Raw genomic sequence first — 15,303 nt, forward strand, 5'->3', positions numbered from 1 at the left:
CACCCGGGTGTGTGCAGGCTGGAAACCTGCGCACACCCGGTTTTGGCTGAGGAGACTTTGTTGGGCCCGACATACGCGTTGGATTTCGAACAGGAACCATGGCGGCGTATAGAGTTCGACGACCTTCGCGGGTTTTTCACCGGCGCCTACAGTTCCTACGAGTGGTGGGATGACACCGGCGACGACGCGCCGCTACGCATCGAGTTCACGATCGGTGCCCTTCGACCCGCTATCTCCACCGCTGATGCGGTCGACACCTCGGCCGGCGACGCTTCGGTCCAGATTCTGGATCACTCCGGTGAGGTTGTCGGTGCGTATCCGATCTGGGGTGTCCGGATGCGTTACCAGGAGCCGGGATTGGTCGTCGTCACGGCCTATGCGCAACTCTTGGCGCACAGGCTGGCGGAGGCCATGTGGGACAGCAGGCGGCTGGGCCTGCCGACCGAAAACAACTCGTGGGCCGCGTTGCCTGAGGAGGGCAGGGAAGCATGGCTCGAAGTGGTTCGAGTCGGCGCTTCCCCCGTCGCTTCCGACTCGCGAGATCGAGTCATCCACCTCGACGGCCGGCAGGTAACCGATCTGGCAGGCTACTTCCTGGCGCTCGGCGAAGCGGTCAACGGCCCTGGCGGCTACTTCGGGGCGAACTTCGCGGCCGTGACCGACTGCCTGCTCGGTGGCCACGGCGTCGAGGGAGCGCTCACCCTCATCTGGCACGACTTTGAGGTGGCGCGCCAGTCGATGACCCGTGTGGTGCAGACCGGCGACGGCCCGATGCCGTGTGTGGACATCGCGGTGTCTTCGCTTCGCGAGAACGGTGTCGAGCTCATTTTTCCGTAGCCTCGCGCAGAAAGCCGTTTGCGCGGGCAGGGGCCAGCCCTCGATTATGGCCGCGTGGGGATCGACCTCGAGCTGGCCGATGTCGCCGCCGCCAAGTACCAGCTTCGCGACTGTCAGGCTGCGGGCGGTTGGTGCGGCCATGAGCCCGACTGCGAAGCGCACCTGTGGCGCCTGCTCAGTCTTGGTCCATCGGAGTTCCCGGTGCGCCGTTTCTACGACATCAACGAGACAATGCAGTTGACCGGCATGGGATACGACGCCGAACCCGTGCCGTGGCTTGACTTTCTGCGCGACGCCGGCGAGCCGTCACGGCATCAGGTCTTTCTGCGGTGGCGAATGCAAACTGTGCCTGGGAAGACTGGGATCCCCTCGTTCAAGCTCCTGTCCAACGATCGCTGGCTGGTGACGGCTTACGAGATCGATGAGGCGCTGGCCGCGTATGCCGAAGTGCCGGCTGAACAGAAAGCGATTCTGGAGACCAACGCGCGGTGGGCCAGCTGGCTGGAATGGCTTGCGCTGGCCCGAGAACGCGGTGGCTTCGAAGCTGAGTGAGACGCCTCAGCGCACCAGCACGATGGCTTTGCCGAGGCGTCCCAGGATGGTGAGCAGGTCGTCGGTTTTACTCATCCAAGCGACGTTGGTACGCATGCGGGCCAGGTCGTCGGCGAAGGTCGCGGTGCGGATGTTGCGTGCGGCGTCGGCCTGGTCGGCGGCGCGCCAGGCCAGGGCACATTCGCCGGTGCCGGTGGCCAGACCCCAGCCGGCCAGCATCGCCTCGGTCGGGCTGCCTGTCCTGATGTTGCCGGCCTGCTCGTAGGCGTGATATCCGGACAGGGTGCAGGTGGCGAAGGCTTGGCGCCGCTTGGAATTGCCGGCCAGCGCGTCCGAGAGTTGTTGCTCGCCATGCTTTTGAATCAGGTCGGCGACGTGGTCGTGGGCTTGCCAGGCCGCGGTGAGCGCCGGTTCCAGGGTCCACTCGACGAGGTTCGGCGCCACCGGGACAACCAGGTCGGTCAGGGGAACAAGAAGGGCTGTCTGGTCGAAGATCGTGCGAAACGACTGCGCCCGCAAGGTGTCCTTCATCATTGTCACGGTCACCCGCTGGGTGGTCGTCGTGCGGGGAGTCCAGATGACGTCGCCGGTGTTACGCAGCAGCACGGCGGAGCCGGCGTGGTTGGTGCAGGCGGTCACCTGACGCAGGTAGGGCAGCTCGGCTGGGTCTCGCGTGCTGACGTTCAGGCCCACGGGGTAAAGCGGATGGCAGCCGGAGGCGACGCTTTGGGTGGTGACGACCGGGTTGGGGCGGCTGGAGGAGCGGACCGGCTGCGGTGTCTGTTCCCCGCTGGAGCACGCCGCACCGATTATCAGGGCCATTGCCACAGCAGAAAGCGTCAGAACGCGCATATGCCGTTTCCCTTTCGTAGGCACCCGGTGTCGCCCAAGCGGACACTCAAGGGACTGTCGGCAAGTGTTCTCAACCCAGCGTCATGATCACATCACCCGGGTGGCCTGTGCGCCGTTACCGAAAAGGGGCCGCGGCAAACCGCTGGTCCACGCTACCGTGCTCCGGTGTCGCTTGAACTCATCGCCGAACACATGTGCCGTTTCGCCGGTCCGTGGGAGGTCGACGCGGACGAGGTACGCGGGCCGGGGGTGGCGATCCGGCACGGATCGGCGTGCGGCTCGGACGGGCCGGGCCATCTCGACATCGACTTTGTGCTCGACAACGGCGTCGTCATCAGCGACTGCGCGATGGCCACCGGCCTGCACGCGTGGGCCGACACCACGGCCATGTCGGTGATGGAGTATGTGCGGCACGGGCTCGGCGGCCAGCACGACGAGTTCACCCTCGCCTTCCCCGGCTGGCGATCGGTCACCGGTGGTGTCGTTGGCTGGGGCGGCGGCGACGATTACGCCGCGGTGCAGATGTGGGCGATGCACCGGCCGCTGCTGGGCTGGCTGGCGCCGCTGATCAAGCCCGAGTTGGACAGACGCAGCTTCAACGGCATCAAGCTCTTCCTCGGTGGGCGAGAAGGACACGAGGAGGCGGAGGTGCGCGTCAACGGCAAGGTGAACGAGCGAGCCTCCCAAGCGCTATTCGAGATGGACTGGCCGCGCACCGCGATGGGCAGCGTGGCCCGCGCCTTCGTCCTGCTCGTCTCGCCCGAGTGGGCCGTGTCGCGCACCTGGCGTCACCGCCTCAAGGTCAACGCCGAGGGCGATCACGCCCCAAGCTGGGACCGGGCTCACTGATGGGCAATCAGGTTCCTCCGCCGCGGTGAAGAAGCCGGCTTCGGGGCTTGCCACCGACACCTGGCCCGAAGTGTTTGCGGTGTAATAGTTGCCGACCTCGACGGTGGTGGTAACCGAGCGATCGGCAGCGCCGCGAAGTACACATGAACTCGGCAGTGCGGCGGTGGGCAGACCCCGCGCGGGCGGATCTGCCCAGCGCTGCTATCCGATAAGCCAAAGGATCGCTTTTGCGCGGTCGTTCACGTACATGGTGCCGACTATCTTCGTGCCCGCGCGGTTGATGCCGACAAGCTGGCCTCTGTCGGCACCGGCCGGGCGGGGTAGCGCGGTATACGCGCCGTGCCGCGACAGAAACGGTTCACTGTAGACAAGCTCGAGGTGGGTGTTCACGCCTGCGGTGTCGCCGTGCTCGCTGATGGAGTGGGCGTCGCCGTACATCCCGTCCACACCAAGGTCGATCATCTTGCCGTGGAGCCAGACCGCGGGCCGCCACGTAGCTCCGTCGAAGGTGGCCCGGCCGGCGACCTGCCCACGATTGTTGATCGCGGAACCCAGGGAGCCGGGTGCTTGGCGGAGGCCGATGTCGCGCATGATGCCGTTTTGCCAAACGAAGGCGTGAAATCGGCCGTCGGCGGTTTCGCTGCTGCCGGTGACCCAGCCGTGGTCGTTGAGGTCGGTGACTTCGGTGTTGGCACCACCGAGGTCGCCTATGTCGGTGAGCACGCCGTGGTCCCAGAGCATGCCGCGCGAGACCACTGGGGAGTTAGGATCGCCGGGATCCGGTGCCGCGGCGTTAAGAAGGACCTGACCCCGGTCGTTGAACCCTCGGACACGCGCATTGCCCAGAGGCGGCGTGATGTCGGTTACGGTGCCGTGGTCCCATATCCAGACGTATGAACCCTCGCCACCGACGATCTGACGCCGGTTGTTGATGATTCGCGGCGAAGAGGGCATCACGGTGAGTTGGCCTTCCTCCCAGAGGAATCCGATATCACCATGTTGGGTGCCGTAGGTGCCGATGACGCGGCCATCGTTGTCGATGCCGGCGGCGAAGGTCGGGCCGAAAGGACCCTTGACGCCGATATCAATCATGACCCCATCGCGCGATCGAAATAGATGCACGAGGGTGTCAGTGGGGACGGAGGCCAGCCCGACGGCATCGCCTCGCTCGTTCATTGCCGTGGCCAGTGCGTAGTTGTCCCCCAGGTGGCCCAGATCAACAAAGGTGATCCGAGGGCGCGCCGGATTGCCGGTTGCCGGTCGGGAATCGATCCCCGTCACGGCCATTGCGATCATGACCGCCATTATTGCCGTAGTCGATTTACGCATGACTACATCTCATGCCATGAGTGCAGATTCACGAAGGGGCGAGCCGGTCCCGGGTCATCATTGATGGGCCAAGACGTTTCCTCCAGCGAGAGTGAGCTCTTGGGTCCTGGCACCTGTCCAGTCTGAGGAGAAGAGCAGGGTGTTGCCGTTCCACAGCGTGATCGCCAGCGCGTCGCGCGAGCCCAGCAGGCTGCGGTCGGTGCCGGTCACCTGCAACGTCAAGCCCGTGGCCACGGTGGCCGGATGGAACGGGTCGGTGACGTCGACCAGGCTTGCCGTGGCACGCAGGTCAGCCTTGGCTGTGCTGCCTGAGGAACTCACGCCCAGCGACTTCACGGCCGTGCCGACGACCAGGTAGGCCCGGCCGCCGGAGGTGAAGTTGGCGGCGACGATGCCCGACGGGCTTGTGCTGTTCCTGCTTTGCGCGGCGAGGATGGCGAAGTCGACCTTCGAGCCGGGGGTGGCTGGATAGGTACCCGCCGAAGAGGTTGGCAAGAGGAAACCGGCCGCGGTGAAGAATCCGGCTTCGGGGCTTGCCACCGACACCTGGGCCGAAGTGCTTGCGGTGTAGTAGTTGCCGACTTCGACGGTGATGGTGTGCGAGCCGATCGGCAGTGCCGCGGAGCAGTTGGCGGAGCCGGTGGTGGCAGCGCTGCCAAGCAGGCCGACTGGGGCGGTGCACAGGGTCGTGCCGCCTTCCTTGAAGGTGACGGTCGCGTTGGTGACCTCGCCCGCAGCGCCATCGGCGCTGTCGCGGACAGTCGCTCTGAGCTGAACCGCTGCCGTGCCACCGCTGGGTTTGAAGACCAGGCTATCTCCTGTGTACGAAGCCTCAGCGTCCTCTTTGGACACCGCGATGGTGAACGATGTGGCGCGGGCGATGCCCTTGTCGTCGGTCACCGTCACCACGACGGGATAGTCGCCCGGCGCTGCCACGGTGGCGCCCGTTACCGTCCAGCTTCTGGTGCCGGGGCGGGTGTCCGCGGGCGAGGTCTGGTCCAGCGTGAGCACCATGCCGGCGGGCAGACCCGTTGCCGCCGCAGTAAGCGCGGAGCCATCGGTGTCGGCGTCGCTGGCGGTGATCGTCACGGCCGGGGAGAAAGCGTCGCTGTACTGGACTTTGGCGATGCCACCCGGCGCGTCGCTGGTGACCTGCGGCGCGGCCTGGATGGTGAGGTCGGAGTCGTTGAGGTCGAAGAAGATGTTGCCCACGGCTTCGATCCGGATCCGGCCCTTGGTGGTCGCGACATTGGGGAAGGTCAGCGTCTCGGCGCCGTCGTTGGCAGTGCTCTCCGCCAGAACGTAGGGGAAGGACGCGCCGCCGTCGACGGAAAGCCGTACGCGGACATTGCCGGTGCTGACCGGCGCGGCATCGGTCCCGGCCACATCCCAGGTGATCGCCTGCGGGGTCCCGCCTTCGATCGTCTCGGCAACCGCTTGCGAGGTGACCAGGAACGGTCCAGCGGTGGGGGAGAGGGTGAGGGCCACCTCGGCGTTGCCGACGCCACCGGCGCCGGGGTGCCCGTCGCGGGCGGTGAGCCGCAGATGCATCGTGCGGTCTCCGGCGAACCCGACCCAGTCGCTAGTGGGCAGGAACTCGGAGTAGCAGTCGACCACAGCGGCGGGAACGGGATCGGGAGCCGGTGGGGCGATGGGGCAGGTGCCCGTCTTGGCGTTGGTGTTGCCGGCGGCGATCTGCGCCAGGTCGGGGAAGACCCGTGTCGGGTCGGTCGACACCGCGTTCTCGCCGGGCGAGTAGTACTTCAGCGTGTCGGTGGGGCTGACGATCGCGGCCGTGCCGAACTGGCGGAACAGCGGCCCGCTTGTCTTGGTGTTGCTCACCAGAGCGGTGCCGGCGGTGCTGCCGCCGGAGATCCCGCCTCGGTCGTTCTGCTCCCACATATAGGTCACCGTGTCGCCGTCGGAGTCGGTGGCCGACCCGGTCAGTGCGAACGGGGTGCGCACCGGGATGGTCACGGCCTCGGGCACGGTGACCACGGGGGCGTGATTCGTGGTGACCTCGATCAGGTTTCCGCCGTTGTCGATCGGGCCGCCCTTGGCCGTCTCGCCGACAAAGCCTGATGCGCCAACGGGATTGGTCAGACCCAGGGCGGAGACGTTGACGGCGGCGAGCGGGCCGCCGTTGAAGGTGACCTGGAATCCGGTATCTGTCAGCGCCCCTGCGCCGCCGAACGCAGCAACGGTGACCGTCGCGCCCGCGGGCCAGCCGGCGATCGACTCGATGGCGGCTTTGATGTCGGCCGTGGTGAAGTTGGTTCCCCGCACGATCGGCGTCGAGTCCACATCGTTGTAGGCGATGGTGAATTGGTCGCCATTGGCGTCGAAGTCGCGCAACGACACCGTTTGCACCTCGTTGATGGCCGGACGGCTGGAGGTCGCGAAGGTCGTGATCTCGGTGTAGCTGCGCTGCGACCAATAGGGGTCGCTGTGCGGCTGCAGGTCGTCCTGCCGGCAGATCCCGGCGTAGGCCATGATGGACGAGCCGCTGCCCGGCTCCACCGAATTGGCTGCGCTGCGGTTGCCTCCGGAGCAGTTTGACTGGGTACCGTTAAAAGTGTGGTTGCCGCCGAACTGGTGCCCCATCTCGTGAGCCACATAGTCCACGGCATAGAAATCGCCCACCGGCGTGGGCAGGCCGGTGCAGCCGCGCGCTTTGCCGTCGCCGCCGACGACCGCGAGCCCGGCGACGCCGCCACCGTTGACACCGAGGCCCAGATGCCCGACGTCGTAGCTGCTGGCGCCGACCAGTTGTCCTAGCACGATCCGGTTGCGGTTGAGGGTTCCGCCGCCACATCCCGCGAGCTGAGCCGGGGTGAAGCAGGCCGCGGCACCGCACGGCCCGTTGGGCTCGGTCGCCATCGCCGCCGTGTTGAGGTTGGTCTCATCGGTGCGGTCGATCAGGACCAGGCGGATGGCGGTCTCGTCCTCGTAGACCTGCGTGACGCGGTTGATCAGCGTGACCTTGGCGGCGGTGACGTTGGCGGCCCCGAAGAACGTGGCGTAGGACGGGTCGGTCACCAGCGCGAGCCGGTAGGTGCGCAGTGTCACCACGGGGCCGGGCGGGACGTCGGCGATCGCGCCCTGCAGCTCCTGCGCGGTCGACTCGACGTCTTCGCGCTCTACGAACTGATCGTGCGCGTTTGTCAGATCCCGGCCGAAGTAGCTGGCATAGACACTCTGATCCAGGTGATAGTACGGATCGATGTACCAGGAGCCGCGCGAGGAGCGCACCGAAGCGTGAAAGCCAAGCGGCGTCAGGTCCGCGCGAATGGTGGCAGTCGGGTCGTCGATCCCCCTGCCGGAGTAGGTCTGGATCTCCGGATGCCGGGCCGCCAGCCCGGGCTCCATAATCGGCGAGTTGGTCATCGCGAACCGCTCGAATCCGCCGTCCGGCACGGGCAGCGACATCGTGGCCGGCGCCACCGCGGCGCGGCTGCGCGAGGTGGCCTCGCTGGGCGCGCTGTCCAGCAACGCCTCCATCGCCGTGCGGTCGAGGGTGTAGGCGCCGTAGCGTTTGGCGTCGATGTCGGGCTGACGGCTGTCCTTGCTGCGCGCCTGCGCCCCGACGATCTTCTGCCACAGCTCGTCCTGCTGCGACGAGGCAGCCGCCGCGGAGGTCACCGGCAGCATCGCCAAGCACAGCACGGCCACCGCGACCATGTTTACCTTCTTGCTGATCCTCATCCGAGCCGTCATGAGATTCATCCCCTTCGAAGGCCATGGTCATCGCCGACATTAGACGGATTCATGACACGGTGAACATTGTCCATACGGCCGAACCAGTGATCCTCATTAATGGAGCTGCCCGCCTCCAGGCCGGCCCATCGGCGCCCTCGGGGTGTGATCGTCTACAGCCACGCCGATCTGGTCTTAAACCTCGAGTCCAGCTTGGACACAGGTGCTGGTGGTTGCTGCCCAGGCCTGCTAGATGCCGAGTTGGACCGGATGCGGCGGCGTGCCTGTGGTGAGAAGCGCCGTCAACGGTGTGGCGAGATCGCGGGGAGAAAACAGATCATGACCGGTGTAGCTGACGATCTCCGAGAGCTGCCACCAGCGGAACGCGGTCAGATTCTCCTCGGCGGCGAGTTGGTCGTCGCTCATTTCGCCGCGGGGCTGGAAGTGGCTCGCGCGGATGAGGAAGTAGTCATTGATGATGCCGTCGAAGCCGGGCGCGTGATCGGTGACGACTTCCTGGTGCCAGACGTGCGGTGGGTTCACGGTGATCGTGAGACCTGTCTCTTCGCGAAGTTCGCGGCGCAAGGCCGTCAGCGGGTCCTCGCCGGGTTCGATGCCGCCGCCTGGTGCCGCCCACACGCCCTCCGCGTGGCCTGGCACTGCCGGGTGAGGGAAGACGAACCGGCACAACAGTATGCGGTCTTCGTCGTCGAGCACGATCGCACGGACGGAACGGCGCATGTTCGGCGTCATGGTTTGCCGGACGCGGCAGCGGGGTGAACGATGATCAACATATTCGGGAGGCTATCAGCCCTCAGCGCGCTCGATGCGCTTGTGGTTGGCGATGTTGCTGGCAGTGCAGGTCTTGGGTATAGATCGACTGAAATTACCTGATCAACCAAATCGTGAGAGGGTGAGCCATGCTCGCGTCCTGGCTGATCCACTCTGTCGCCGCCGTCGCCCTCCCCACCCCCGGCCGATCCTTTCGCCTGGGACGCTGAGGTGTTCGGCTCCACCCGCAAGGCCAAAGTGGGCGAGAAGGTGGAGATCAGCTTTAGCGTGCGCAACAACGGCCCTGGCGCTACGCCCGGGCAATGCGGAACGTGTCTTGAAAGCACAGTCTGCACGTCGTTGTTCCTTCAGGCACCGAGCTCATCCGCCCGTTGCTCGACGGTGTGAAATGTTTCGCGCGCACGCTGCCGACGAAAGGAGGCTTCAGCTGTGTGCTCGACTACTTGCTGCCCGGTCAGACGGTGACGTTTGCGGCTTTTTGCTGCGACGGCAACGGATCCGGCGCCGAGTCGCCATAGGATGAACGACCGGCCTCCATTACGCTAAACAAACATTATTATACATTCACATGCGCTAATGTGTCTGATAGCATTCCGCGAACACACGCCTAGTCGGATGGGGCAGGGGGTGATTTCATGTTCGAGCAGATCTTCGCCGGGAGTGAAGAGGAGATCCAGGAAGGTCGCTGGATCTGGCCCTGGTAATCGGCAACCTGTCGTGGGGGGTTTCCCCAGCTGGTTGGCAACTCCCCACCGGCAATGCGTCTGGAGACCTTGAGAATGACTCGTATCTCTACCTCGGATGACAGCTCGCGTGAGGCCGCGTCGCTGGCTGCCCGTCAAGGGGACAGCCAGGCAGAACCGGGGGTTTGCGTCGTCTCGACTTACGAAGGGGCCCTTCACATTCTGGGTGACTCCCGGATCAGGCGGCTGCTGGAGAGCCGCCCGGAACATGATCCGATGGTCGCCGACGAGCTGCCCCGATTCATCGGCGTCGCGTCCGGCAAGCGCCCGTGCCAAGCTCTGCGCTCCGAGCTTGAAGACACCGCCCAAAACCTAATCGAGGACCTCCGCACCCAGGGCCGTGCAGACCTTATCGACGAGTTTGTCTCGCCGATCGTCTACACCGCGCTGTTCACCATCGTCGGGATTCCCGTCGGCCAGCGCGACGCGATACGCCAGTGGTGCGACAGCATCCCGCGTGAGCCGGAGGTCTACTCCGCGCCCGGTCCGCATTGGGAGGCGTTGCGCGCCCATCTGCACGGGCTACTGCACTCCACCCACCCTGAAGGCAGCACGAGCCTGTGCGCCCAGCTGGCGGCCGCCATCGCCAGCGGCGAGCTCACCTTCGATCAGGCCATCCGCGGTGCCGGCATCACGCTGATCCAGGGCTACCCGGCGACCACCCGCCTGATCAGCGATCTCCTGCTGGCCCTGTTGATCGACCCAGACAAACGCGGCTATCTGCAGCAACATCCGGACAGGGTGCCGGCGGCGGTGGAGGAGATGCTGCGCTACAGCACTCCTGACTTCCACGCGGCGCTGCGACGAACCCCTATCCCGGTCACGGTGGGCGAGGTATCCATTCCGGAAGGTGCCGTGATCGATGTCCAGCTCGGTGCCGCCAATCGTGACCCGGCGCAGTTCTCGCAGCCCAACCTCGTCGACTTCAGCCGAACCGACAAGCACCATCTCGCCTTCGGCCACGGTCACCGCTATTGCCCGGGCGCCACTCTGGCTCGCCTGGAAGCCACGATCGCCGCGACCAGTCTCCTGCCACACCTGCACGACCTTCAGCTGGCCATCGAACCGCACGAAATCCGCTGGTCGCGCAACAGAAAAGCGATGATCGCGATAATCGACGCGCTACCCATCATCTGGACGGCTGACCGGTAGCCGGGCGGTCGAGTGCCGCTGCGAGCAGTGCCTGTGCGGTGCCACGCACGGTCTTTGCCGCGCGGCTATGGCTGAGCTGAGCGATGTCGAGCAGCCATACCAATGTCTCAATGCCGGTTGCCGAGCGGATGGCAACGGCGAGCTGTCCAATGTCGAGGTGTGGGTGGCTGTCGCGCAACGGGGCCAGGGCGTCCTCGATCCAGCCGATGGCGCGTCCCCGGCGTAGCAACGGCTTTTCGGCGTCGGGCTCCAGCGATAGCCGCAGCGCGGCACGCAGTTGCGGCTCCCAGTCGAAGTTGTACTGCGTGAACGCCGTCATGAAGGCATCGAGGCGGGCCATGGGCTCGGTGGGCGCGTCGGCATCGAGCAAGGTCTTGGGCTCGAGCTGCGGCTGCGCGGCCAGCAACAGCAGGCGCTGATTGGGGAAATATCTGTACGCGGTGGTCCGGGAAATCCCCGCGTGCTCGGCCGCGTCCTCCACCTTCGGGGTCGCGCCCTGTGCCAGCAGCTCCCGGGTGGCTTCGACGAGGGCTTGCCGCGTGCGCAGCTTCTGCTGGGTACGGCCACTCGCCTCATATGGTATCGGCATCACCGTCATGGTACCGTAGTCCCATGGGACTGGAGTCCCACGAAGCGGCGACTATAGACCGAGGCAGGGGTAAAGGCATGAGCGGCGAAGATCCCACGATCACCGATCCGGAGCTGTATCGGGTGGTCTTTGAGAACGATCGGGTGCGCGTCCTGGAATACCGCGACACACCCGGCGACAAGACCCATCCGCACCGTCACCCGGACAGCGTCATGTACACGCTGAGCTCCTTCCAGCGGCGCGTTTCCAGCGGAGACCGCTTCGTCGACGTCGATCTCACGCCCGGGCAGGTCCGGTGGGTGGGCGCACAAGACCATATGGGGCACAACATCGGGACCACCGACACGCACGCCATCTTCGTCGAGCTCAAGGAGCCAGGTCCGTCCACATCGGACACATCGCTTGGCCCCGGTGCCGCCTGACGGGTTAGCCTGAGGGGAAGACCGTGAGGAGGCTGTCATGGCAGTGCACTTCAATCACACCCTCGTCGAGGCCGACGACCGGGACCTCACCGCCGATTTCCTCGTCGAACTCCTCGGGCTCGCGCCGGCCGGCAGCTATGGGATGTTCCGGGTGGTCGAGCTCGGCAACGAGGTGTCGCTCGACGTCATGCAGGTCGGTGGCCCGGTAAAGCCACAGCACTACGCGTTTCTGGTCAGCGAGGCGGAGTTTGACCAGATCTGGGAACGGATCAAGCAGCGCGGGCTTACCTTCTGGGCCGATCCGCTCCACCAGCATCCGGGACAGATCAACACCCACGACGGCGGGCGAGGGCTCTACTGGAGCGATCCCAACGGGCACAACCTGGAGATCATCACGCGGCCCTACGGTGCGGGGCTATAGGCCGTCGCGATGCACGATGGCGGCGGCCTCGCCGCGGTTGGCCGCGCCCAGTTTGGCCAGGATGTTCGACACGTGCACGCTCACCGTCTTCTCGCTGATGAACAGCTGCTGGGCGATGCGGCGGTTGGTGGCGCCCGAGCGCAGCAGCGCGGCGACCTCCCTTTCCCGGTCGGTCAGCAGCGGGTGAGCCGCGGCGGTCCCGCGATCGGTCACGGCCGACAGCAGCCTGGTACGGCGCGCCAGCGCCACGATCCCCAGCCGCAACGGTTCCGCGCCCAGCCGCGCGGCGATCGCGTTGGCCTCCGCGAGCGCGTCCGCGCCTGCCCGCCGCCGGACCTGATCCGGCCTGCGCGCCAGCAGCACCTCAGCCAGACGCCATCGTGAATAGGCCAGCGGCCACGGCATGTCCAGCTTGACCCACTGTTGCGCCGCGACCGACCACAACCGAGGATCGCAGTCGCCGCGGATGCGCCCCAGCTCCGCCCACGACATCGCGATCAGCGCCGCCGCGTCGGGCGGGGGATCGGGTCGCCGGGACATCTCCTCAAGCAGGCCCACCAGGCGGGTCAGGTCGGCGGGGCGGGTCAGCCCAGCCTCGGCCCGAAGCCCTTGCAACACCAGCCGGCTCAGCAGCGACGTGAACTCGGTGGGCCCCAACAGGTCCAGCTCTGTGCTGATCCATCGGCTGGCCTGCTCGTACTGGCCCTGCCACAGGCACAGCTCGGAATGGTTGGCGTGCAACATGCTGCGCACGTGGCCGTGCCCGTGCGTCGCGTAGGCCTGCATGCACGCGTCGAGGAACACCCGGGTGCGATCGAACCTGCCCCGCCACGTGTGCAGGCCGGCCGCAGACAGCCACAGATTGGTCGCGATCACCGGCGTGCCGTGCGCGGCGATGTCGGGCTCGTCGGGAAGCGCGGCGTCGGCTTCGTCCCACCGTCCTAACAGGATCAGAGCGTCGACGGCGTCACCCAGCAGAAGGTTTCCATAGGTGCGGTCCGCGCCGTGCCTGCGCGCGACGTGGGCGCCCTCCATGGCGGTCGCGGCCGCCTCGGCCGTTCGGCCCGCCATCCGCAGCACGCCCGCGAGGTTGGTGTAGGCCCGGTACAGGTCTTCGCTGTGCCCGAGCCGGGTGGCGATGCCGAGCGCGTCTCGGCATGCGGACAGTCCACTTTCGACATTGCCCGCCATCGCCTCGCAGTAGCCCAACGACTGCAACGCCCGGCCTTCCTCGCGTTGCGCGCCAGCGGAACGCGCCACCTGCAACGCCTCCTCGCACCACGCTGCGGCGTCAGGCCGGTCGGCGTAGGTGAGCGCCCCGGCCAACCCGGTGAGCGCGCGGGCCCGCTGCGCCGAAGCGCCCGCCGGAGCGAGCTGCACCGCGGACTCGTAGGCGCCGATCGACTCGGTCTCGGCGTTCCCGTTGGCCCACAGGTACCGGCCGAGCCGCTCATACAGCGTCCCGGCCCGCACCGTGTCCGCCGCGCACCGCCGCAAAGCGTTTCGGGTGGCCGCGATGGCGTAGCCGGTGTCGCCGTCCAGGAATGCCGCCTCGGCGGCGTGCCGGCACAGCTCGACAAAATCCAGTGGCGACAGCGAATGCGCCGGCGGCGCCTCGTCCCACAGCTGGATGGCGCGATCGAAATGGCGGCACGCTTCGGATTGGGCGAACAAACCCTCCGCCGCCAGCCCGGCCTCGACACAGGCGATCAGCCCGCGCACCGGATCCCCAGCCTCACACCAGTGGTAGGCGGTCTCGGCCGCGTCGGATGCCCGCCCGGTCAAGGCTTCGGCGTATGCCCGGTGCAGCCTGACCCGTTCCTGCGGCAGCGCCTCGGCCACCAGGGCTTCGGCCACCAGCGCGTGCCGGAAAGCGTAGCCCCGCTCGACGGCGATCAGAAGATGTTCGTCGACGACGGTTCGCAGCTGGCTCAACAACATTTCCTCGGCAGTGCCGAGGACGGCAGCCAACAGCTCGTGCTGGGCGGTGCGGCCCGCCACCGCGACGGCCAGCAGCAGGTGGCGCTGCGCGGAATTGAGGCGCCGCACGCGTTGCAGCAGAATGTCGCGGGTACCCTGCGGGAGCGGGCCGGTCGACGCACCCGCAGCCAGAACCTCTTCCACGAGAAAAGGATTTCCACCGCATCGGGCGTGCATCCTCGCGGCGAGCTCGTCAGCGACCGGCGCACTGAGGATGCCGGCCATCTGATCAGCGACCTGCCCCGGCCCGAGCCCCCCGAGCTCTATCCGCTCAGCTCCGGCCCGGCTCAGCTCAGCCAGCAACGCCCGCAGCGGATGCTGATCGGGCAGCTCGTCGCTGCGGCATGTGCCGATGAGCAGCATCCTGCCTTCCTGGTGACGCATTCCGTGTACCAGATAGGAAAGCAGCGATCGGGAGGAAGCGTCGGCCCAATGCAGGTCCTCCAGCACCACCACCATCGTGGCGTTCTCCGCCGCCGCGAACAACAGACGCCGCAACGTCGCAAACAAACGCGCCTGATCAGCGTGCCCTTCCAGCGCCACACCAGAAACCGCTTCGTGCGCCTCGCCGGTAGACGCCTCACGCGGCGTGGCAGGGGTGAGGCGCTGCGGCATGGGCATCGGTGGGCGCGGCGTGGGCAGAACCTCCTGGCTTTGCGTGGTGGGGGCGGGATTGGGTGGGGGCTGGCCGGATAGCAGCGCGGCTAGGACGGTGGCTTCGGATTGGGGTAGTTCTGGCAGATCGCGTGCCAGGGAGCGCAGCATCTCGCCGACGGGAGCCAGGGGCTGCAGGCCCTCGGCCAGGGGGACGCACCCGCCGCGGACCACCCTGACCTTGTCGCCGACACCGGCCAGGAACTCGTTGAGCAGGCGGGTCTTGCCGATTCCGGCCTCGCCGGTGACTATCACGGCGGCGGGTGAGCCCTTTTGCGCGCGCGCGAGGCCGTCGCGCAGCCGGTCAAGCTCCGCTGAGCGGCCGACCATTTCCGGGCAAGTCACGCGCTGGCGCACAACTCATTATTCGTGACATTGGCCGTCTCGATCTGTCGGCGAAGCGACTCAGGGCTCGAATAGGGAGATCTTCTGATG

At 66.6% G+C, this 15,303-nt stretch carries 12 protein-coding genes; 6 read left to right on the forward strand and 6 right to left on the reverse strand.

The window, feature by feature from the left end:
* The first annotated feature begins 60 nt into the window (after window positions 1–60).
* Both Rhe02_RS09930 and Rhe02_RS09935 read left to right on the forward strand, forming a co-directional pair.
* The gene (locus Rhe02_RS09930; protein ID WP_203907834.1) at window positions 61–837 is read left to right on the forward strand and encodes a barstar family protein; all 777 of its coding nucleotides are present in this window, start codon (window positions 61–63) and stop codon (window positions 835–837) included.
* Between the two features lie 54 nt (window positions 838–891).
* On the forward strand, window positions 892–1,389 hold the full coding sequence (locus Rhe02_RS09935) for a hypothetical protein (protein WP_203907835.1): 498 nt from the start codon (window positions 892–894) through the stop codon (window positions 1,387–1,389).
* Window positions 1,390–1,395: 6 nt separating this feature from the next.
* Here Rhe02_RS09935 and Rhe02_RS09940 read toward each other — a convergent pair whose 3' ends face one another.
* Window positions 1,396–2,211 (reverse strand): hypothetical protein, encoded by an 816-nt coding sequence (locus Rhe02_RS09940; protein ID WP_203907836.1) that lies wholly within the window; start codon window positions 2,209–2,211, stop codon window positions 1,396–1,398.
* 195 nt (window positions 2,212–2,406) lie between these two features.
* Here Rhe02_RS09940 and Rhe02_RS09945 point away from each other — a divergent pair, with 195 nt between their 5' ends.
* Window positions 2,407–3,090 carry a DUF6348 family protein gene (locus tag Rhe02_RS09945; RefSeq protein ID WP_203907837.1) on the forward strand — a complete coding sequence of 228 codons (684 nt, stop codon included), beginning with the start codon at window positions 2,407–2,409 and terminating at the stop codon, window positions 3,088–3,090.
* Between the two features lie 201 nt (window positions 3,091–3,291).
* Here the strand turns inward: Rhe02_RS09945 and Rhe02_RS09950 are convergent, their stop codons facing one another.
* The 3 genes from Rhe02_RS09950 to Rhe02_RS09960 form a co-directional block, all read right to left on the reverse strand.
* Window positions 3,292–4,386: a hypothetical protein gene (locus tag Rhe02_RS09950; protein WP_203907838.1), complete on the reverse strand. Its 1,095-nt coding sequence runs from the start codon at window positions 4,384–4,386 to the stop codon at window positions 3,292–3,294.
* A gap of 90 nt (window positions 4,387–4,476) precedes the next feature.
* A complete protein-coding gene (locus tag Rhe02_RS09955) occupies window positions 4,477–8,136 on the reverse strand; it encodes a reprolysin-like metallopeptidase (RefSeq protein WP_239123606.1) in 3,660 nt (1,219 codons plus the stop codon).
* A gap of 228 nt (window positions 8,137–8,364) precedes the next feature.
* A complete protein-coding gene (locus Rhe02_RS09960) occupies window positions 8,365–8,856 on the reverse strand; it encodes an NUDIX hydrolase (RefSeq protein WP_239123608.1) in 492 nt (163 codons plus the stop codon).
* 830 nt (window positions 8,857–9,686) lie between these two features.
* Here Rhe02_RS09960 and Rhe02_RS09965 point away from each other — a divergent pair.
* Window positions 9,687–10,802, forward strand: coding sequence for a cytochrome P450 (locus Rhe02_RS09965; protein ID WP_203907840.1), 1,116 nt, complete (start codon window positions 9,687–9,689; stop codon window positions 10,800–10,802).
* On the opposite strand, the gene Rhe02_RS09970 is transcribed toward Rhe02_RS09965, so the two are convergent.
* On the reverse strand, window positions 10,780–11,391 hold the full coding sequence (locus Rhe02_RS09970; RefSeq protein WP_203907841.1) for a TetR/AcrR family transcriptional regulator: 612 nt from the start codon (window positions 11,389–11,391) through the stop codon (window positions 10,780–10,782). The genes Rhe02_RS09965 and Rhe02_RS09970 overlap by 23 nt on opposite strands.
* 77 nt (window positions 11,392–11,468) lie before the next feature.
* Here Rhe02_RS09970 and Rhe02_RS09975 point away from each other — a divergent pair, with 77 nt between their 5' ends.
* Window positions 11,469–11,813, forward strand: a complete 345-nt coding sequence (locus Rhe02_RS09975) for a cupin domain-containing protein (RefSeq protein WP_203907842.1) — start codon at window positions 11,469–11,471, stop codon at window positions 11,811–11,813.
* 37 nt (window positions 11,814–11,850) lie between these two features.
* The gene (locus Rhe02_RS09980) at window positions 11,851–12,234 is read left to right on the forward strand and encodes a VOC family protein (protein ID WP_203907843.1); all 384 of its coding nucleotides are present in this window, start codon (window positions 11,851–11,853) and stop codon (window positions 12,232–12,234) included.
* Here the strand turns inward: Rhe02_RS09980 and Rhe02_RS50495 are convergent.
* Window positions 12,229–15,213: an ATP-binding protein gene (locus tag Rhe02_RS50495; protein ID WP_203907844.1), complete on the reverse strand. Its 2,985-nt coding sequence runs from the start codon at window positions 15,211–15,213 to the stop codon at window positions 12,229–12,231. The two genes, Rhe02_RS09980 and Rhe02_RS50495, sit on opposite strands and share 6 nt — an antisense overlap.
* Window positions 15,214–15,303 lie beyond the last annotated feature (90 nt).

The organism is Rhizocola hellebori, from assembly GCF_016862955.1.
Lineage (GTDB): Bacteria > Actinomycetota > Actinomycetes > Mycobacteriales > Micromonosporaceae > Rhizocola > Rhizocola hellebori.